Raw genomic sequence first — 18,570 nt, 5'->3', positions numbered from 1 at the left:
GAGAGACGACCATGGGAAATTTCGGATTGCTGATGGAGGGCTTTCAGGTCGCCATCACCCCCATGCATATCGGCATTATGGTGGTCGGCGTCATGCTGGGGCTGATCGTTGGCGTGCTGCCGGGGCTGGGGGCGCCCAACGGCGTCTCGCTGTTGATCCCGCTGACATTCACTATGGACCCGGTTTCGGCCATCATCCTGCTGGCCAGCATGTATTGGGGGGCGCTGTTCGGCGGATCGACGACCTCGATCCTCTTCAACATACCGGGCGAGCCATCCTCGGTCGCCACCACATTCGACGGCTATCCCATGGCGCAAAAGGGCCAGACCACGCGGGCGCTGACGCTGGCGTTCATGTCGGCCGGCATCGGCGCGCTGGTCGGGGTCGTGGTGATCACGCTCCTATCCACCTGGGCGGCCGAGTTCGCGCTCCGCTTCGGCGCGCCGGAATATTTCTCGGTTTATTTCCTCGCCTTCTGCGCCTTTATCGGCATGGGCAGTTCCGCCCCGCTCAAGACCATCATCTCCCTGCTGGTCGGGCTGGCGCTCTCCACCGTGGGAATGGATACCATCACCGGCACGCTGCGCCTCACCTTCGGCGTCAACGAACTGATGGGTGGGGTGAGCTTTCTTGTCGTCGTGATCGGGCTGTTCGGCATTGGTGAACTGCTGATGACGGTACAGGACGGGCTGCGCTTCCGCGGCGTCACCTCCCGCATCGATCTTCGCGACGTCTTCCGGACCATCGCCGAACTGCCGCGCTACTGGGCGACCTTGCTGCGCTCATCGGCCATCGGCACCTGGATGGGCATTACCCCCGGCGGCCCCACCGCGGCTTCGTTCATGAGCTACGGCGTAGCCCGGCAATGGTCGCGGCCGGGCGAGCCGTTCGGCAAGGGCCGCCCTGAAGGCATTGTCGCGCCCGAGACGGCCGATCACTCGGCCGGCACTTGCGCCATGCTGCCGATGCTGGCGCTGGGCGTGCCCAGCTCCGCCACGGCAGCGGTGATGATGGGCGGCCTGATGATCTGGGGCCTGACCCCCGGTCCGATGCTGTTCGCCACCAAGCCGGATTTCGTCTGGGGCCTCATCGCCTCGATGTATATCTCCAATATCGTGGCCGTCGTGCTGGTCATGGCGACCGTGCCGATGTTCGCTGCCCTGTTGCGCATCCCCTTCGCCATCATCGGGCCGGTCATCGTCGCCATCTGCTTTGTCGGCGCCTACACCGTCAGCAGCGCCACGTTTGATCTATGGCTGGTGCTGCTGTTCGGGGTGATCGGCTATCTCTTCAGCAAGCTCAACTATCCTCTGGCCCCGCTGGTGCTGGCCATGGTGCTGGGGCACAAGGCCGAGAACGCCTTCCATCAGTCGATGATCCTTTCGGACGGCTCGTTGGGGGTATTCTGGTCCAACCCGCTGGTGGGCTCGATCATGACGCTGGCCCTGATCCTGGTGCTCGTTCCGCAACTGTCGCGGCTTGTTTCCAAATTCCGCAGCCGCGGCACGCTGCGCTCGGCACAGTAACGCGCTCTCAAAGGCAGATCCTGCAATGAACTTTCATACCTATTTTTCTGCCTCCGACCGCACGACGCCGGTGCAGACTTGCATTGTAGGCACTGGAGGCTTCGGACGGAGCTTTCTGGCGCAGGGCTTGCGGGTTCCGCTAATGCAGACGCGGGTCGCGGTGGATGTCTCGGCCGAAGTCGCCGCCGAATCGATGCGTTCGGCGGGGATTGCCGCAGCCGATATCAGCATCTGCGAGACGCGGGAAGCGGCTCGGCAGGCCTGGGACGCGGGCCGCTACATTGCCGCAAGCCGGCTCGAAACGGTGCTCGAGCTGCCCATCGACGTGGTCGTGGAGGCAACCGGCCAGCCCGAAGCAGGCGCGCGCCATGTTCGCGCAGCAGTGGATGCGGGCCGCCACGTGGCCCTCGTCTCCAAGGAAGTGGACAGCGTGGTTGGTCCCCAACTGGCCCGGCGGGCGCTTGAGCGCGGCAGGCTTGTTTCCCCGGTCGATGGCGACCAGCCCAGCCTGCTGATCGGGCTGATTACCTGGGCCGAGGTGATCGGGCTCGAGATCATCGCTGCCGGCAAGTCGAGCGAATATGATTTCGTCTTCGATCCCGCGACGCAGACGCTCACCAGCAACGGCCGGACCGTCAGCGCTCCCGACTTTGCCACCTGGTTCGATCTGGGGGCGCGCGGCTGCGCGGAGGTCGCGGCCGGACGGGCCGCCGCAGCATCGGCGCTGCCGCAGCGGGCGGTGCCCGACCTTTGCGAACTCACCGTTGTCGCCAATGCCACCGGCCTCCTGCCCGACCGGCCGGACTTGCACGCGCCCATTGCCGCCATTGGGGAAGTCGCCGATTTCTTCGCCATGCAAGCTGATGGCGGGCTGCTTGCCGGCACGCGGCGGCTCGACGTGTTCCATTGCCTGCGCCTGCCGAACGAGGTGAGCTTTGCCGGTGGCGTCTTCGTCGTGGTGCGCTGCGACGATGAAGTGACCTGGGCGATGTTGCGCGACAAGGGGCATGTTCTCAGCCGCTCGGGCCGCACCGCCATGCTCTATCTGCCCCGCCATCTGCTCGGCCTCGAGGCGGCGACCAGCGTGCTGGAAATGGCTTTGCGCGGCGTTTCGAGCGGATCACAGGAGCCCAGCCACCATGCGGACCTCGTGGCGCACGCCGACGCCGACCTGCCGGCGGGCACCGTGCTCACCATGGGCGGCCATCATCATTCCATCGACAAGGTCTCGGCCCGCATGGTGCCGGCTGGACCGCTTGGGCTGGAAACGGTGGTGCCCTTCTACCTCGCGGCAGGCCAGCGGCTCGTGCGCCCGGTGGCCAAGGACACGCCGATCCGCCTTGCGGACATCGAAATCGACGAGACTTCCGAACTCTGGACCCTGCGTAAGCAGCAGGACGCAGGTTTCTTCCCTGGCCGGTGATTGCCGGGGTAATCTAGCTTTCGCAAATTTCCTTGGGGTTCAAGATGACAGGCAAGAGCGCAATCGTGACCGGCGCCGGGACAGGCGTGGGCAAGGCGATCACCAGGGCCCTGCTGGCGGACGGCTTTCGGGTAGCGCTGGTGGGGCGCCGCCGGGAAGTGCTGGAAGCGACGGCCGCCGAACTCGATCCGGGCCGGGCCAATACCCTGTCGTTGCCGGCGGATATTGCCGATGCCCCCGCGGTGCAGGCCGTGTTCGACGCTGTCGTCCGGCAATGGGGACGGCTCGATCTTCTGGTCAACAATGCCGGGATCAACGCGCCCCTGGTGCCGCTCGAGGACACCACGCCTGAGCAGTGGCACAATGTGGTCAATTCCAACCTGACGGGCGCATTCTTTTGCACCCAGTCTGCATTCCGGGTGATGAAGGCGCAGAACCCGCAGGGCGGCCGGATCATCAACAATGGCTCGGTGTCCGCCACGACGCCCCGCCCCTGGTCGTCCCCCTACGCCGCAACCAAGCACGCGATCACCGGGTTGACCAAGGCGGCGGCGCTGGATGGGCGTCCATTCAATATCGCCTGCGGCCAGATCGATATTGGCAATGCGGGGACGGAGATGACCACGACCATCGCCAAGGGCGTGCTGCAGGCCGACGGCTCGACGGCCGCCGAGCCGACCATCGACGCGGGCCACATCGCCCGCGCCGTGAGCTACATGGCCGGCCTGCCGCTCGAGGCAAACGTCTTGACCATGACCGTCATGGCCACCCAGATGCCATTCGTCGGCCGAGGATAGACGGAACCCCTACGCGGCGAGCGCCACCGCGTCAGCGCCGGCCGGCAGCCGGACAGGGCACGACGGATCGGTTGCGGCCCGCCAGACCGCCTCCGCAACATCTGACGAGCGAGTCTTGGGCGCGTCCGGCTGCTGCAAGGTGGCCAGGACCTCTCGGGCAAGGCCAGCATAGGCATCGGGGAAACCGCCATTGCCTTGAATACGCGAGAAGGCGGTGGCGCCGAAGCTGGTGTCAGGTGCCGAGCCCGGCAGCACGATCCGGGCCTGGATATTGAACGGCTCCAGTTCCAGCGCCAGGGACTCAGTGAAGGCGTTCACGGCCGCCTTGCTGGCCGTATAAACCGACAGCAATGGCAAGGGTTTCAGGGTCACGCTCGAGGTGACGTTGATGACCATGCCGGACTTTCGTTCCCGGAACTGGGGCAGCACAGCCTGGGTCATTCGCATGGTCCCCAGCGTATTGGTTTCGAAAATTTCGCGCGCGACATCTATCGGCGTTCCTTCAAGCGCATTGAGCCAACCGATGCCGGCGTTGTTGACCAGGACATCGATCGGTCCGGCCGCATCGACGGCATTGCGCACGCTCTCGTCGCTGGTGACATCGAGCGGCAGGATGAGCAGATTGTCCGATGGCGGGAGGATATCTCCGCGCGGCGTGCGCATCGTCGCGATAACCTTCCAATCGCGTGCGAGGAAATATTTAGCGATATCGAGGCCGAAGCCAGACGAGCAGCCGGTAATCTGTACGGTCTTCATGGCGAGTTCCTTTGGTGGCATTGCACGACACCGATGTGGACCTCGGGGGCAAGACTTTCTATATTGGATCGTCCAGCTTCCATTTGAGATAGTCCGGAATGACCGATCCCTTTGCCGAAGTCGTCGCCTTGCTGCAGCCGAGCTTGCCGTTTTCGAAAGCCGCCAGCGGCTCCGGTGCGTGGCGAGTGGAAAGCTCCGGCAATGGGGAGCCGCTGTTTTGCCTGATCCTTGAAGGATCAACCCGGATCTCGATCGAGGGACTGGGCGACCTCGATCTGGCGCAGAACGATTTCATCCTGGTTCCCGCAGCCCAACGGTTCACCATGGTGAGCACCGAGCAAGGCAGCGAGGGCAGCATAGGTGACCCGCTCGCCGTCACCAAACTGGGCGACGAGACGCGCCATGGCGACCCGGATGGCTTGCCCAATATGCGCATCCTGGTGGGGCGACTGGCGTTCGGATCGCCCGATGCCGCGCTCCTCGTCGCGTTGCTGCCCCGGCTTATCCATGTGCGTGGGCAGCAGCGCCTGCCCATGATCGTGCAACTGATCCGAAGTGAGGCGCAGGATAATCGTCCTGCCCGTGAAATGGTGCTTGAACGGCTGTTGCAGGTGTTGCTCATCGAAGCCCTCCGCTCCGCATCGGACAACATGGCGTCACCCGGCCTGGTGCGAGGGCTGGCAGACGCTCGCCTCGCCACCGCCATCCGCCGCATGCATGAAGAGCCCGCACGGCAATGGACGGTGGAGCAGTTCGCGAATGAGGCCGCCCTTTCACGCTCGGTGTTTTTCGACAGGTTCCGCAAGGAAGTTGGGGTATCGCCGATGGAGTACCTGCTGTCGTGGCGGATGGCTCTGGCAAAGAACCTGCTGCGCCGGCGGGAGGGCGGGATGAAGCAGATCGCGGAACGTGTCGGCTATGGATCGGCCAGCGCGTTCAGTGTTGCGTTTACGCGCTTTGTCGGAGTGCCTCCCACCCAATACGCGCGAGACAATGTCGCGTAGATCACTCGGCTGTAGCGCACAGGCTCTATCGCAGCGCAAATCTTATAGTGGCCGACAGTGCTCTGCCGACCAGATTTGCTGGCGGCGCGGGCAAGGGCGAGGCTTCCCGCGCGGTGTCGACGGCCGCCTGGTCCAGGGATGGAAAGCCCGACGAGCGTGCCACGCCGATGCCGCTGATCCGCCCGCTGCCGTCCACCGAAAAGGAAATCAGCACGGAGCCGGCCTCGCCACGCTGGCGGGCATCGCGCGGATAAACCTTGCGCTGATCCAGTTGCCGCAGCACCTGCGATTGCCATTCCTCGGGAGAAATTCGGCTCGCAGCAGGGGCGGCGGCAGGCTGGGTCGCGGCAGCCCGAGGCCGTTGGGCTGGCTCGGCGGCGGGTGGCTCGGGCTCACGCCGAGGCTGGGTTCGAGGCGTGATTGGGGTCTCCTCGCGCCGCCTCCGCAACTCCGCCGACATGGTGACGGGCGCCGGTACATCAGCAACAATCCCTTCCGGCTCTGGTTCCGGCTCTGGTTCGGGCTCAGGTTCCGGCAAAGGCGCTGGCTCCGGCTCAGCGATGGGCGGAGGCGGCGGCTCGACCAAGGGCTCCGGCGGCGGTGGTTCTACCGCCGGTGGTTCAGGCTCGGGCTCAACTGTTGGTGGTGGAGGCGGTGGCTCCGGTTCGGCTGGCTGCTCCTCCGCCGGCGGCTCTTCCGGCTCGACGATCTCGGGCTCCGGTGGCGTCTCCGCCACGGGTTCGGGGACAGGCGCCAAGTCAATCAGGATCGCCGGCTCTTCCCCCGGCATGGCCAGCGCCGGAGGGCTCCAACGCTGCACCAGCACACTGCCGGCGCCAGCCGCACCCGCCACAAGGACAAATGCAAACGCCCACCGCGCGATATCACCCGCGGTGACACGTCCGAAAGCCGCCGTATCGACCTGACCGGGACGTGTCATGGACCCGCTTGCCCCTCCGCAACCGCGGGAGCCGTCTCGAGCCCCACCAACGCTACCTTGAGGTATCCCGCCGCTCGCAACTGGTTGAGCAGGGCCATCAACTCGCCATAAGGCACCGCCTTGTCGGCGCGCAGAAACATGCGCTGCTCGCGATCGCTGCCGGTGAGGGCATCAAGCGCCGGACCAAGATTGTCCCGGCTGACCGCTTCATTGCCGATGGTCAGCGACAGATCATCGAGCAGGGTCACGTAAATTGGCTCATCGGGGCGCGCCTGCGAGGTGGCGCTCGAGGGTGGCAGGTCGACATTGATGTCGACGGTCGCCAACGGAGCGGCGACCATGAAGATGATCAGCAGCACGAGAATGACGTCAATGAACGGAGTGACGTTGATCTCGTGCTGTTCGGCGAGGTCGTCCTCGTCTCCTCCGCTCTCGCGGATGCGGCCGGCCATCAGCGCTGATCCCCGGCGGGAGCCACGCGATAATCCAGGTCGCGCGACACCAGTCGCTCGATGCCCGCGGTCACGTCCGCCACCAATTGCCGATAGCCGGTGATCGAGCGGGAGAAGACGTTGTAGATGACCACTGCCGGAATGGCGGCCACAAGGCCGATGGCGGTGGCCAGCAATGCCTCGGCGATGCCGGGTGCAACCACTGCCAGATTGGTGGTCTGGGCCTGGGAGATGCCGATAAAGGCGTTCATGATGCCCCACACGGTTCCAAACAGGCCGACAAACGGGGCGGTCGAGCCGATGGTTGCCAATACGCCTGTGCCGCGCGACAGCCTGCGGCCGGCTGCCGCCTGCAGCCGCGCGAGACGAGATGCGACCCGATCCTTGAGGCCATCCCCGCCCGCATTGTCCAACGCATCCTGCGACAGCAACACTTCGCCCTCGGCTGCGCGCAGCAGCAACGTGCCGGTGCCGCGCTGTTTTTGCGCCGCCTGGAGGGCTTCGTCCAGTGATCGGGCATCGCTGACCAGCCTGAGCGTCCGGCGCATCCGCCGCGTGGCGCCGGCGATCTCGAGCACCTTGGCGACGAGGATGATCCAAGTCAGCACCGAGGCGAAGGCCAAGCCGATCATCACCGCTTTGACCACATAGTCGGCCGCCATGAACATGGCCCAGGGCGACAGATCATGCGGCAGGTTCGCCGATACGACGCTGGCGCCTTCAAGCGCGTCCTGCGCCCAGGCAGGTGAAGTCGTGAGCAGCGGCAGGCCGAGTGCTGCAATTAGCCAGCTTGAACGAAGGACAATATTGAACGGCATGGACCGGCTACCTTGGAAATGGATGTTCCGGCCGCCGCAGCGACCGGAACATCCGTGATTGTCAGTGCCAGTGAGCTGTTACCAGCTCTTGTGCACGCTCAGCGTCGCCGTGCGGCCAGCGCCATAACCACACGAGGTGAGCGACTGGCAGCTGGACACATAGGAGGTGTCGAAGATGTTGGAGACGGTAAGAGCCACGCCCCAATCGTCCTTTTTGTAACGCAGGCTCGCGTCGAACAACGCGACGTCATGGACCCGGGTGGTGTTGGCATTGTCAGCCCAGCTTTCGCCGAGATAGCGCATGCCAGCCCCGACCGCAACGCCTTCCAGCGCACCTTCGGGGATGGTGTATTCGACCGAGAGCGATGCCGTGAGCTCGGGGATCTGCACCGGCGAATTGCCGGCAGGGACCGGATCGAACGCCGAGCCGGCAGATTCCAGCACTTCGGCTTCGAGGAGGGTCAATGCACCTTTGACGGTGAAGTCGCCCACATTGGCGGCCGCTTCAAGTTCCGCGCCCCATAGGTTGACGGTGCCGATGGCGGCCTGCGTGCCGGGGAACAATGGATCGGGACCCGATACATTGGCGCGCTCGATGTTGAAAACCGACGCGGTGATCAGCCCATCGAAGAAGTCGGGCGCGTATTTGACGCCAGCTTCCCACTGCTCGCCCGTTTCGCTGCGCAGCAGATTGCCGTCCACATCGGTCGAAACCGTCGGATTGAACGAGGTGGCATAGCTCACATAGGGCGTCAGGCCATTGTCGAATTCATAGCCCAGGCCCACGCGTCCGGTGAAGTTGCCTTCCTCACGGCCGGTCGAGGTGCCGTTGACAAAGTTGTCCAGATCGGTCCGGACGTGATCGTAGCGCCCATTGAGCGTCAGGATGAGGTCATCCAGCCGGATCTGGTCCTGAACGTAGACGCCAAGCTGGTTGAGCGAGATTTCGTTGTCGAGATAGGGTGCAGCCAGTGGCGGCAGGGCGGCGCCATAAACCGGATTGAACACGTCAATCGGCGGCACCGGCGTCAGCCAGTTATTGACAGCCTGGCTCTGGTCGATGTGGTAGTTCTTGTAGTCGAGGCCGACCAGCAGGCGATGCTCCAGCAGACCGGTGTCGAATTTGCCTTCAAGCTGATTGTCGATGCTGATCGTGCCCACTTCGGTATCGTGGCCGAAGCGGATGCGCGGCAGTTCGGTGCCGATGAGATTGCCGTTGCCGTAGACGAATTCTTCCGTCAGATCGACGGTGGCATAGCGCGCGTTCTGCCGGACGGTCCAGTCGCCATTGATCTCGTGCTCGAGTTCGTAGCCGATCATGATCTGCTGGCGGTCGTAATGGTCGGCATCCGGCTCGCCATAGTTGAGGTCGCGCGGGATACGAACGCCATCAGTCGTATCCACCTGCGTGCCAAAATAGGGCAGGAAGCCGGTCGAGGTATGGTCAAGGCCGACGTTCTGGTAAGAGCCGTAAACGGTGATCGCCGTGGCTTCGCTGGGCGTCCACTTGACGCTACCCAGCACATTGCCGCGCAGATCCTGGGCGTCGTCGGTCTCCCAGCTGCCACCCGAAAGCTTGCCGGTGACGCGATAGGACAGATCGCCATCGGCCAGCACGTCGCCCCCGTCGAGGCCGACATAGGCATTGCCGAAATTGTTGACGCCGGCTTCCGTGCGCAGGAACCGCTCGCCATTGGGACGCTTGCTGACATAATTGACGATGCCGCCGACATTGGCGCCGCCGTAAAGCACCGATGCAGGGCCCTTCAGCACTTCGATCCGCTCCAGCAGGAAGGGATCAACCAGGAAGGTGCCGAAGCCGGTCTGGTAGAGCGGCAGATTGTCGAGGAACATGCCGCTCTGGTCGGCCTGGAAGCCGCGGACATAGAGCCAGTCGGTATCAGCATCGGTGCCATAGGTCGATGGGTTCACGCCGGCAGAATAGCGCAGAGTCTCGTCTGCCTTGGCGCCGGGATATTGATCAAGCTGCTCCCGCGTCACCACCGAGACCGATTGCGGCACTTCACTGACGGCCAAAGCCAGCTTGGACCCTGCCGTGGTGGAAACAGCGGCGTAGCCTTCGCCGGTTTCGCCGTCAGCCTCGACCACGATTTCGCCCAGAGCAATGAGTTGGCTCTGGGCATGGGCTGCACCCATGGGAGCCAGGGCCGTGGTGATGAGCAGCAGCCGGGTTATGGCGCGGCGAGAGGACGACGTCATGCAGGAGCCCCTTTGATTGCCTCCGACACAATCTGGCCGCAGGCATGAAGAAAATATGGTGACGAGATATCTCAACTTAAGCGCCGGCGATTGTATATCCTTGCTGTCGCTTGAAGGATTTATCGATCCGTTGCAGGCTTTCCACCGTGGTGTTGCAGCCATGCAGCAGGCGTCACGCCCACATACTGCTTGAATACACGGGTCATGTGCGCCTGATCGGAAAAGCCGGCGACGCTTGCAACGTCGCTCAACCGGCTGCCGCTATCCTTCAGCAGTGATTTGACCCGATCGATCCTGGCGCGCATCAGCCACTGATGTGGCGTGAACCCACTCGAAGCACGGAAGGCCGTGCAGAAATAGGATTGGGACAGGCCGAGCTTGCCGGCGATTTCACCGAGCCGGATCGTCCGCAGGCAATTGTCTTCCAGATATTCCTGCGCCATCCGTAGCCGCCGTGGCGACAGGCCGCCGCGGTCATCTCGACGGGTGCGGCCGACCTCGAACAGTTCCACCAGCATGGCGGTGACAAGGCTCTCGCCATAAAGATCATGCAGTCCGGGCCCGGTGCATTCCTGGGCCATGAGCGTAGCCAGGGTCAGCAGGCGCGGATGGTCGAACATCAGGCGGGGCATTTCGAGCCTGTCATTGTCGATCGCATCGGCAAGCCGGCTCAAGGGCAGGTCAATGTCGAAATGCAGATCCAGGTGCCGCAGATGGGTCTGCTCGCCGACGAAGGAAAAGGTGCGCATTCCCGCAGGGATATAGCTCAGCCGGCCCTGTGTTCCGGGGGAGTGCTGCCGGCGCTCGGTGGCGATTTCGATAGTGCCGGGACTGGTTTGCTCCAGCACCACGAACAGCCGGGGATGGGAGGAGACATATTCGCCGCGCGCCCCGGCAAACCCATCCACATCCCACACGTCCGCCATCACGCCCGGCCAGACGCGCCAAGCAGGCATGGTGCTGGGCGCAAAACCTTCGACGCTGGCCTGCATGTTGGGGTGAAACACGGGTGTACTCTAAAGATGACGCTTTGTGTCATCTTATCAGAAAATAACGCGCGAGCCAGCCGTCGTTTTCAGCCCAGCAAGGCGCTCAGCAGCGGCACCAGTCGATCGACCGACCAAGGAATCGACAAGACCGATGGCGCCGACAGGGCAATGGCAAACGAGCGATCGACCACCGCCAGATGGCGGCCGGAGGCGACGGGGGCAAAACGCGCAAACAAGGGATTGGCATTGAGTGCCTCCAGCTCGGACTGATCGCCATGCCAGGTGATCAGCACGTCTGCATCGACGGAACCCAGATTCTCGAAACTCACCGGCACGTAGAAGGCGCCGTCACTCGGCAAGGCTGCAGCCCCCGGCGACAGCACCAAGCCAAGCTCCTGCAGCATTTGCACGCGCGGATCGCTTGCAACGTAAATCCCCAAGCCGTTGCTGCCCGGATCGGCATAGCCGAAGGTGAAACTGCGACCGCTGAACTCGGGATGGGCTTGCGCGACGGCAGCGAGCTTTTCCTCGACGCCGGCGACCAAAGTCTCTGCTTCCGGCGTCTTTCCCAACGCCTGGCCTACGGTCGTCGTCACGTCCTGCCAGGTGCCTGACCAGGGACCAGTCGCCCACGCCACGGTCGGCGCAATGGCCGAGAGCCGCCTATATTTCTCGGCATCCAGATCGCTATAGGGTGCCAGGATCAGGTCTGGCCGCAAGGACAGAATCTGCTCGTAGGAGATTTGCTGCGGATTGAGCCGCGTAGGCAACTCACCACCCAGTTCGGCAATCGCGTCGGCAACCCAAGGTAGAACGCCGTTTTCGTCGCCACCCCATTCCTGCAGGGGAATGCCGACCGGCACTTCTCCCAGGGCCAGCACCACATCCTGGGTGATCCAGCCAATGGTCACGATCCGCTGCGGCTCGTCGGGAATGATTGTCTCGCCCAAGCCGTGAGTGATGGTCACGGGAAAGGCCTCCTGCGACAGGACGGGCGATGAGAGGCCAAGCAGCGCCACAAGGCCAACGACGATGGACAGTTTCACAGCACTATACTCCTGCAACAGGCGTGGGCGCCCCGCGCGGAATGACCAGCGGCGTATGGGCGATGGGGTCTTCGATGATGACGCAGGCCAGCCCGAACACCGCCTCCACCAGTTCGGCCGTCATGATGTTGCGCGGCGCACCTTCGGCGACCACAGCGCCATCGCGCATGGCGATCAGATGAGTGCCATAGCGGCAGGCCTGGTTGAGGTCGTGCAGCACGGCTGTCACCGTCTTGCCGCCGCGCTGGTTGAGGGCGCGCAGCAGTTCCATCAGCTCGATCTGGTGGGTGATGTCGAGATAGGTGGTCGGCTCGTCGAGCAGCAGCAATGGTGTTTCCTGCGCCAACACCATGGCGATCCAGACGCGCTGCCGCTGTCCGCCCGACAGCTCATCCACGCGCCGATGGGATAGGGCGGTAATGTGGGTCGCTTTCATCGCCGCGATCACGGCCGCTTCGTCTGCGTCCGACCATTGCTGGAGGAAACTCTGGTGCGGATAGCGGCCGCGCGCCACGAGGTCGGCCACGGTGATGCCATCGGGGGCAATCGAGCTTTGCGGCAATAGCCCCAGCCGTCGCGCCACTTCCCGCGCCGGATAATCGGAGATGGCCTTGCCATCCAGCACGATCTGCCCGGCACTGGGCTTGATCAGCCGTGCCAGCGCCCGCAGCAATGTCGATTTTCCGCAGGCATTGGCGCCGACGATGACGGTGAAGCTACCATCGGGAATAGCGACCGACAGATTGCTGGAAATCACCTGGCGGTCATAGCCGATGGTCACGTCGTCTGCATGAAGCCTGCTATGGGGCACGCTGTTGTCCATTATTGACGCCTCGCTTCGGCGACCAGCAGCCAGGCGAAATACATCCCGCCCAGGCTGATCGTCACCACGCCGACAGGCAATTGGGTGGGGGCAAAGGCGCGCTGCGCCAGATAGTCGGCGGCAACGAGCAGCAGTGCGCCCATGGCGGCTGAGGGCAATAGCGCAACGCCCGCCGCCCGCGTCAGGCGCCGCGCCAATTGGGGGGCAACCAGCGCGACGAAGCCGATCGGTCCCGCCGTTGCGGTGACGGTTGCGATCAGGGCAACGCCCAGCACCATCAGCAGGACCCGCGTCCGTTCCGCCGAAATGCCGAGGGCGCTCGCCGCATCATCGCCCATTTCCAATTGCGCCATGGGCCGGGCTAGCAGCAGGCTGGCTGGTATCAGCACCAGCAGCAACAAGGCGGCAATCAGCAGCCGATCCAGCCCCAATCCGTTGAGCGATCCGGCGTCCCACATTGCGGCACTCATGGCGACCTCAAGCTGCGCCCGCAACAGCATGAACTTGTTGAACGCGGTCAGCATGGCCGAAACGCCGATGCCGACAATGATGAGCCGGAACCCCTGCACGCCGTGCCGCCAGGCGAGGCCATAAACCAGCGCGGCCGTGACCAGGCCACCCACCAGCGCGCCGCCAGCCACCATCAGATAGCCACCGCCCAAAGCAACCATCACCAGCAGAGCGCCCGTGTATGCGCCCGCTTCGAACCCGATAATGTCGGGGCTGCCCAGGGGATTGCGCGTGATCGACTGGAAGATGGCGCCGGACAGCCCGAGTGCAGCACCAAGCAGCAGCGCCAGCGCAGCGCGTGGCAGGCGCCACTCGACGACAACCATCTGCACGCTTGGTTCGGCCTGCCCCACCAGGGCGCGGAACACCTCTCCAAGCGGCACAGGAAAGTCGCCGCTGGCCAGCGTGAGCAAACCGAAGCCAAGCGCCAGCACAACTAGGCCAGCACAAACCACCATTCTGCGTATGCCGATCAGCCGTGACAACCGGCCGCCGAACGGACGGAGCGCCTGCGCGCGATGACCGAAATTGATGGTTGCGGGAAGCATGCTCACAACCCGCTGACCCTGCGCCGCCGCGCCAGCGCAATCAGCACCGGCGCTCCGATGAAGGCGGTGACGATGCCCACCTGCAATTCGCCCGGCCGCAGCACCAGCCGTCCCACGATGTCTGCCGCCAGCAGCAGGATAGGCGCCAACACGGCCGTATAGGCAAAAATCCAGCGCTGGTCGGTGCCCGCAATCCAGCGCGCCAGATGCGGCACCATGAGCCCCACAAACCCGATCGGCCCGGCCGCAGCCGTCGCAGCGCCCGCCAGCAGGGTGGTGGCGAGGATCACCACCACGCGCGTGCGCCTGACGCTTACCCCAACGGACAGCGCCAGATCATCACCAAGCGCCACCGCATTGAGCGGGCGGGCTACCACAAAAGCGAGCAGCAGGCCGGCGGCGATAAAGGGAAATGTGACGAGGATGGTCTCATGGCTTTGCCCGACCAGCGAGCCGGCTGCCCAGTGCCGCAGGCGGTCGAACGTGCCTGGATCGAGCAGCGTGATCCCCGCCGAAATGCCCGACAGCACAGCGCCGATCGCCACGCCCGCCAATGTCAGCCGCACCGGCGTGCCGCCGCCTCGTCCGGCCGACCCGACCAAATAGACCAGCACTGTCGTCACGATTGCCCCGGCAAACGCAAACCAGATGTAGCCGCCAATGCCGCTCAGCCCGAACGCGCCCACCCCAACCACCACGGCGAAATAGGCGCCGGCATTGACCCCCAGCAGGCCCGGATCGGCCAGCGGATTGCGCGTCAGCGCCTGGATCAAGGCACCGGCCGTGCCCAGCGCCAGCCCGACACCCAGCCCCAGAATGGTCCGCGGCAGCCGCAGCGCGATGACGATAACGTGCTCGTCACTGTCGTCATAAGCAAAGAGCGCATCGAGTACCCTGCCAATGCCGAGATCGCGCGACCCCACCATCAGGCTGGCCAGAATCGTCGCCAGCAAAACCAGGACAACCACCGCGAGCCAGAACCAGCGCCTTGCATTGGTTTCCACCAAGCCCGGCCGCTTGGCCGCCGCCCGGGCCAATTGCTGGCTTGTCGCGATAGTGGCGCTCATCACCTAGAGCCCGAATCGCTCAAGGGTGGCATAATACTCGTCGCGCACAACCTCGCGGTCGCGCCCGGAATCCCAGCCTGCCGCAATCGCCGCACGAACGGCTTCGGGCAAGGCGTCGTAGCGCTCTTCCCAGGCCCGTGCGTCTTCGGTCCAGTATCCGACCAACTCGTACCGCTCGGCGGGCATGCGCAGATCGTGGCGAATATAACGGCGCAGGCTGCGCACCACCCGCTGCTCACCGGCGACCCAGATATATCCGGGCGTTGGCGGCAGGGGCAGCGCACGCACCACTTCGCCCACCCGGCTTGCCGCCACGCCATTGCCGCTGCCATGCAGCCAGGTCACGCTGGCATGGGGATGATAGGGCAGATCCAGCTCATGACTGGGTTCAGCAACCTCGATGAAGGCCCGCGTCTGCACATGCTCGGGCGTCTGCTCCAGCAGGCGCGCCAGGGCCGGCAGGCCCGTTGCATCCGCCACTAGCAATTGCCAGACGATGTCGTCGGGCGGCGCATAAAGCGCGCGCGGCTTGTTGATTGTCACGGTATCGCCGGCGCAGCAGCGCTGTGCCCAGTCGCTCGCCATGCCACCATCGTGCACCACGAAATCGACGTCGATCTCCCTTAGGTCTGATCGATAGTCCCGCACCGTGTAGGTGGAATAGCGCACGGCTTTCTGGCCGTCAGGATAACTCCAGCGGCCGTTTTCATCGATATGCGGCAGGTGGATGCGGCCGGTCTCGGCGTTGGGGAAAAACAGGCGCACATATTCATCGCCCACCCCTGTGCTTTGGAAATCGGCCAAGCCCTCGCCGCCGAACGTCAGACGGAGCATTCCCGGAGTGAGCACTCGCTTGGCAAGCACCTCGGCCTCATGGAAGATCTTGGTCAAGCGCTTCGTCCCGTTATCTATCAGGTCTGGATTGTGCCACTTGGCTGGCACGGCAGCGGCGCTTTCTGGCCACCGTCAGGTAAACATGACAGTTCCTATCATTTTTTCACAATCACACAAGCTTGGCGCTGTGGCGATGGCGGGCCGCATAATGGTTTCAACCGGTGGACTTGCATGTCATTCTGCCAGCATGGCCAAGCAATTCCCCGCACTAGAATCCCACCACCATCGTTTCATCGCCGCGCAACACATGTTCTTCACGGCTTCGGCAGCGCCGACCGGGCATGTGAACGTGTCGCCACGCAGCACCGACATGTTCCGGGTCCTGGGAGACAATGCCGTCCTGTATCTCGATCGCACCGGTAGCGGCAACGAGACTGCCGCACACCTGAAGGCGGACAGCAGGCTGACCATCATGTTCTGTGCGGTTGAAGGGCCGCCGCTCATCATGCGGCTATATGGCCAGGGGCGGGTCATTCACCGTGCGAGCGATGAGTACCGGCATCTGTTGGCAACGCTGTTTGATGGCAACGCTCCGCTGGGCGCGCGCCAGATGGTGCGCCTCGATTTTGATCTGGTGCAGACCTCATGCGGATATGGCGTGCCGCTGTTCGACTACAAGGACGAGCGCCCACAGATGGACGACTGGGCGCGCGCCAAGGGCGTCGATGGCATCGAAGCATATTGGCGGGAGAAGAACCAGGTCAGCCTCGATGGTTTCCCCACAGGCTTGTTCGAGGAATCCTAGTGCCTGAGCAAGGTGGAAGGCCGGTGAGGCGCCGGCCTTCCAATGCCTTGGCTATTGCACGACCACGATTGGCGCGCCCCACCGGACCCGGTCATACAAGTCGATGACATCCTGGAAGAGCAGCCGTACGCAACCGCTGGACACGGCCTTGCCGATTGAATCGGCGTCCATGTTTCCGTGCAGGCGATAGAGAGTGTCCCGATTACCCTGGTGAATGTAGAGCGCGCGCGGGCCTAGCGGGTTTTCCGGGCCGGGCTCCATCCCATGCCGGTACGGTTCAAGTTCGGGCTGCCGCTTGATCATGTCGGATGGTGGCGTCCAGGTCGGCCATTCGCGACCATAGGCGATATGGCCGCGGCCTTTCCAGGCAAAGCCCTCCCGGCCGATGCCGACGCCGTAGCGCATGGCCCGGCCGTTCTCCATCGTCCAGTAAAGGAAGCGGTTCGGCGTATCGACCACCACCACGCCCGGCTTCTCGCCGGTGATGTTGGCCACTTCCTGCCGCCAGTATATCGGATCGACCAGGTCGATGCGGGCCGCCGGAATCGGAAAGCGCTCATCCGGTATGGCCGCATACATGGCCAGGTATTCGGGCGGTATCGCCGGTGCGGGAGGCGCAACGGGTATTGTCGGTTTGGTGGTCGTGCAGCCGGCCAGAGCAAGTGCGGCAAGGCTTGTGGCACCCAGCATCATGTGCCGGCGCGAAATCATGGTGATATGCATGTCATCCAGCAGCCGTCGCGGCCGCCTCTCAAGGGATCAGGATCAGGGATTTTGGCGAGGCTTTGTCGCCAGCGTTCCTAGACGGCTCGCGGAGGTCGGAAGCGTCCGTCGTCGCCTGGGGCAGTGACGGTGTTATCCCGCGACGATGCGAACACCGCGGCCTGCGCATTGACACTGCACGCATCCACGAACGGCAAGACGCCAATTGCCTGCTGGCACGATATCATTTGCCCGTGGATCTTCTTGGAACAGGGCTTGAAGGCTGGCGCGCTGCGTTGGGAAGCATCCGCCTCAACGCATAGCTCCTGGCTGGCGATCGTCCAGAAATGGCCACTTGCCACGGCGCTGGCCATGGCCGGCCCGGGAACGGCCACCAATCCAAACAGCATAGCGATGAGCAGCAGGAACCTGTTCATGAACCGGTTCTAGTATATCCTGATGCAGGATGCGAGGCGCCGGACGAGAGAGTCTTGCGGCGTTGCATCTGCACAACGCCTGTGTGGATGTAGTCGCGGTTTTCTTTTGACTGGCCGTTTGCCCCTCTGTGCTAAGGCACGAGCTTGCTTGCCTGCGCTTCGTCCAGGTCGAGGATGATGTTCAGCGCCCGCTGCGCATCCTCCTTGCTGCCGGTTTCGATGGCGTGGAGCAGCGCGTCGTGGGCGCTGATGGAAGCGCTGCGATAGCTGGCTGAATCCGTGTCGGCGAGGGATTTGAGGGCCAGCGCCAGGGTCAGCTCCACGATGCCGGTGACAGAGCGGAGCAGGCTGTTGCCGGAGCTTTCGGCAATGGCGCGGTGGATTTCGAGCCCCGCCAGGCCATGGGCTTCGAGGTTGCCCTCCGACATATCCATCTGGTGCAGCCAATACTTCATCAGGCGCACATGCTCGGCCGAGCGACGCTCGCTGGCGAGGTGTACGGCGCGGACCTGCAGTGAACGGCGGATGTCGAAAAGGCTTTCGTAGAAGCGCCGGTCGGGCTTGGCATAGAAGTGCCAGGAGAGCACCTGGGGATCGAAATAGTTCCAGCGGCTGGTGGGCGAAACGCGCGTGCCCACCTTCGGTCGTGCTTCGATCAATCCCTTGGCTTCCAGTGTCTTGAGCGCCTCGCGCAGCACGGTTCGCGAAACACCATAGGTTTCCATCATCACGGCGTCGCTGGCCAGGATCGAGCCAACAGGAAACTTGCCGGTGACGATGCCCAGGCCGATCTCGTTTATAACGAAAGTGTGGAAGTTCCGTGCAGCGGGTCGCCCGGAAAGCGAGCGAATAAGGCTGCCTGCTTCGATCATG

The 18,570-nt window shown here is 63.8% G+C and carries 19 protein-coding genes; 6 read left to right on the top strand and 13 right to left on the bottom strand.

Annotated features, from left to right (window positions below; translation table 11 throughout):
- Positions 1 to 11: 11 nt before the first annotated feature.
- The 3 genes from C8264_RS11255 to C8264_RS11245 are packed head-to-tail and all read left to right on the top strand — an operon-like array spanning position 12 to position 3,746.
- A complete protein-coding gene (locus C8264_RS11255) occupies positions 12 to 1,526 on the top strand; it encodes a tripartite tricarboxylate transporter permease (protein ID WP_108461071.1) in 1,515 nt (504 codons plus the stop codon).
- Between the two features lie 25 nt (positions 1,527 to 1,551).
- Entirely contained in the window at positions 1,552 to 2,949 is a 1,398-nt protein-coding gene (locus tag C8264_RS11250; protein ID WP_108461070.1) for an NAD(P)H-dependent oxidoreductase, read from the top strand.
- Between the two features lie 44 nt (positions 2,950 to 2,993).
- Positions 2,994 to 3,746: an SDR family oxidoreductase gene (locus C8264_RS11245; RefSeq protein WP_108461125.1), complete on the top strand. Its 753-nt coding sequence runs from the start codon at positions 2,994 to 2,996 to the stop codon at positions 3,744 to 3,746.
- Between the two features lie 9 nt (positions 3,747 to 3,755).
- On the opposite strand, the gene C8264_RS11240 is transcribed toward C8264_RS11245, so the two are convergent.
- Positions 3,756 to 4,502, bottom strand: coding sequence for an SDR family oxidoreductase (locus tag C8264_RS11240; protein ID WP_108461069.1), 747 nt, complete (start codon positions 4,500 to 4,502; stop codon positions 3,756 to 3,758).
- A 98-nt stretch (positions 4,503 to 4,600) separates the two neighbouring features.
- Here C8264_RS11240 and C8264_RS11235 point away from each other — a divergent pair, with 98 nt between their 5' ends.
- Complete coding sequence (locus tag C8264_RS11235) at positions 4,601 to 5,506, top strand: AraC family transcriptional regulator (protein ID WP_108461068.1); 906 nt, start codon at positions 4,601 to 4,603, stop codon at positions 5,504 to 5,506.
- Positions 5,507 to 5,531: 25 nt separating this feature from the next.
- Here C8264_RS11235 and C8264_RS11230 read toward each other — a convergent pair whose 3' ends face one another.
- The 10 genes from C8264_RS11230 to C8264_RS11185 all read right to left on the bottom strand — a co-directional run bounded on the left by C8264_RS11230 (position 5,532) and on the right by C8264_RS11185 (position 15,810).
- On the bottom strand, positions 5,532 to 6,446 hold the full coding sequence (locus C8264_RS11230; protein WP_108461067.1) for an energy transducer TonB: 915 nt from the start codon (positions 6,444 to 6,446) through the stop codon (positions 5,532 to 5,534).
- Positions 6,443 to 6,898, bottom strand: a complete 456-nt coding sequence (exbD, locus tag C8264_RS11225; RefSeq protein ID WP_108461066.1) for a TonB system transport protein ExbD — start codon at positions 6,896 to 6,898, stop codon at positions 6,443 to 6,445. Before exbD ends, C8264_RS11230 begins: the two co-directional genes overlap by 4 nt.
- On the bottom strand, positions 6,898 to 7,716 hold the full coding sequence (gene exbB, locus C8264_RS11220) for a tonB-system energizer ExbB (RefSeq protein ID WP_108461065.1): 819 nt from the start codon (positions 7,714 to 7,716) through the stop codon (positions 6,898 to 6,900). The genes exbD and exbB overlap by 1 nt, the downstream gene beginning before the upstream one ends.
- Before the next feature lie 78 nt (positions 7,717 to 7,794).
- The gene (locus C8264_RS11215) at positions 7,795 to 9,936 is read right to left on the bottom strand and encodes a TonB-dependent siderophore receptor (protein ID WP_162783584.1); all 2,142 of its coding nucleotides are present in this window, start codon (positions 9,934 to 9,936) and stop codon (positions 7,795 to 7,797) included.
- 119 nt (positions 9,937 to 10,055) lie between these two features.
- Positions 10,056 to 10,943 carry a helix-turn-helix transcriptional regulator gene (locus C8264_RS11210; protein ID WP_108461063.1) on the bottom strand — a complete coding sequence of 296 codons (888 nt, stop codon included), beginning with the start codon at positions 10,941 to 10,943 and terminating at the stop codon, positions 10,056 to 10,058.
- Between the two features lie 68 nt (positions 10,944 to 11,011).
- On the bottom strand, positions 11,012 to 11,971 hold the full coding sequence (locus tag C8264_RS11205; protein ID WP_162783583.1) for an iron-siderophore ABC transporter substrate-binding protein: 960 nt from the start codon (positions 11,969 to 11,971) through the stop codon (positions 11,012 to 11,014).
- Between the two features lie 4 nt (positions 11,972 to 11,975).
- Positions 11,976 to 12,794, bottom strand: a complete 819-nt coding sequence (locus tag C8264_RS11200) for an ABC transporter ATP-binding protein (RefSeq protein ID WP_108461061.1) — start codon at positions 12,792 to 12,794, stop codon at positions 11,976 to 11,978.
- Complete coding sequence (locus tag C8264_RS11195) at positions 12,794 to 13,852, bottom strand: FecCD family ABC transporter permease (RefSeq protein WP_108461060.1); 1,059 nt, start codon at positions 13,850 to 13,852, stop codon at positions 12,794 to 12,796. Before C8264_RS11195 ends, C8264_RS11200 begins: the two co-directional genes overlap by 1 nt.
- 2 nt (positions 13,853 to 13,854) lie before the next feature.
- Positions 13,855 to 14,919, bottom strand: coding sequence for an iron chelate uptake ABC transporter family permease subunit (locus C8264_RS11190; protein ID WP_108461059.1), 1,065 nt, complete (start codon positions 14,917 to 14,919; stop codon positions 13,855 to 13,857).
- A gap of 3 nt (positions 14,920 to 14,922) precedes the next feature.
- Positions 14,923 to 15,810 (bottom strand): siderophore-interacting protein, encoded by an 888-nt coding sequence (locus tag C8264_RS11185; RefSeq protein WP_108461058.1) that lies wholly within the window; start codon positions 15,808 to 15,810, stop codon positions 14,923 to 14,925.
- A 190-nt stretch (positions 15,811 to 16,000) separates the two neighbouring features.
- On the opposite strand from C8264_RS11185, the gene C8264_RS11180 reads away from it, so the two are divergent.
- Entirely contained in the window at positions 16,001 to 16,558 is a 558-nt protein-coding gene (locus tag C8264_RS11180; protein WP_108461124.1) for a pyridoxamine 5'-phosphate oxidase family protein, read from the top strand.
- Between the two features lie 51 nt (positions 16,559 to 16,609).
- Here the strand turns inward: C8264_RS11180 and C8264_RS11175 are convergent, their stop codons facing one another.
- A complete protein-coding gene (locus C8264_RS11175) occupies positions 16,610 to 17,281 on the bottom strand; it encodes a L,D-transpeptidase (protein WP_245893082.1) in 672 nt (223 codons plus the stop codon).
- Between the two features lie 129 nt (positions 17,282 to 17,410).
- On the opposite strand from C8264_RS11175, the gene C8264_RS22155 reads away from it, so the two are divergent.
- The gene (locus C8264_RS22155) at positions 17,411 to 17,710 is read left to right on the top strand and encodes a hypothetical protein (protein ID WP_205245668.1); all 300 of its coding nucleotides are present in this window, start codon (positions 17,411 to 17,413) and stop codon (positions 17,708 to 17,710) included.
- A gap of 118 nt (positions 17,711 to 17,828) precedes the next feature.
- Here the strand turns inward: C8264_RS22155 and C8264_RS11165 are convergent, their stop codons facing one another.
- Complete coding sequence (locus C8264_RS11165; protein WP_108461056.1) at positions 17,829 to 18,569, bottom strand: FadR/GntR family transcriptional regulator; 741 nt, start codon at positions 18,567 to 18,569, stop codon at positions 17,829 to 17,831.
- Position 18,570: the final 1 nt, after the last annotated feature.

It is taken from the genome of Devosia naphthalenivorans (assembly GCF_003056355.1).
Classification (GTDB): Bacteria; Pseudomonadota; Alphaproteobacteria; order Rhizobiales; family Devosiaceae; genus Devosia; species Devosia naphthalenivorans.
The sequence above is the reverse complement of the archived record's forward strand: the minus strand, read 5'-3'. Positions and strand labels throughout refer to the sequence as shown.

Coding starts and splice junctions, on each gene's coding strand:
- C8264_RS11195 (WP_108461060.1), bottom strand. CDS start 13,852: ATGCTTCCCGCAACCATCAATTTCGGTCATCGCGCGCAGGCGCTCCGT.
- C8264_RS11235 (WP_108461068.1), top strand. CDS start 4,601: ATGACCGATCCCTTTGCCGAAGTCGTCGCCTTGCTGCAGCCGAGCTTG.
- C8264_RS11250 (WP_108461070.1), top strand. CDS start 1,552: ATGAACTTTCATACCTATTTTTCTGCCTCCGACCGCACGACGCCGGTG.
- C8264_RS11190 (WP_108461059.1), bottom strand. CDS start 14,919: ATGAGCGCCACTATCGCGACAAGCCAGCAATTGGCCCGGGCGGCGGCC.
- exbB (WP_108461065.1), bottom strand. CDS start 7,716: ATGCCGTTCAATATTGTCCTTCGTTCAAGCTGGCTAATTGCAGCACTC.
- C8264_RS11230 (WP_108461067.1), bottom strand. CDS start 6,446: ATGACACGTCCCGGTCAGGTCGATACGGCGGCTTTCGGACGTGTCACC.
- C8264_RS11240 (WP_108461069.1), bottom strand. CDS start 4,502: ATGAAGACCGTACAGATTACCGGCTGCTCGTCTGGCTTCGGCCTCGAT.
- C8264_RS11245 (WP_108461125.1), top strand. CDS start 2,994: ATGACAGGCAAGAGCGCAATCGTGACCGGCGCCGGGACAGGCGTGGGC.
- C8264_RS11180 (WP_108461124.1), top strand. CDS start 16,001: ATGGCCAAGCAATTCCCCGCACTAGAATCCCACCACCATCGTTTCATC.
- exbD (WP_108461066.1), bottom strand. CDS start 6,898: ATGGCCGGCCGCATCCGCGAGAGCGGAGGAGACGAGGACGACCTCGCC.
- C8264_RS11200 (WP_108461061.1), bottom strand. CDS start 12,794: ATGGACAACAGCGTGCCCCATAGCAGGCTTCATGCAGACGACGTGACC.
- C8264_RS11165 (WP_108461056.1), bottom strand. CDS start 18,569: ATGATCGAAGCAGGCAGCCTTATTCGCTCGCTTTCCGGGCGACCCGCT.
- C8264_RS11215 (WP_162783584.1), bottom strand. CDS start 9,936: ATGACGTCGTCCTCTCGCCGCGCCATAACCCGGCTGCTGCTCATCACC.
- C8264_RS11255 (WP_108461071.1), top strand. CDS start 12: ATGGGAAATTTCGGATTGCTGATGGAGGGCTTTCAGGTCGCCATCACC.
- C8264_RS11175 (WP_245893082.1), bottom strand. CDS start 17,281: ATGCATATCACCATGATTTCGCGCCGGCACATGATGCTGGGTGCCACA.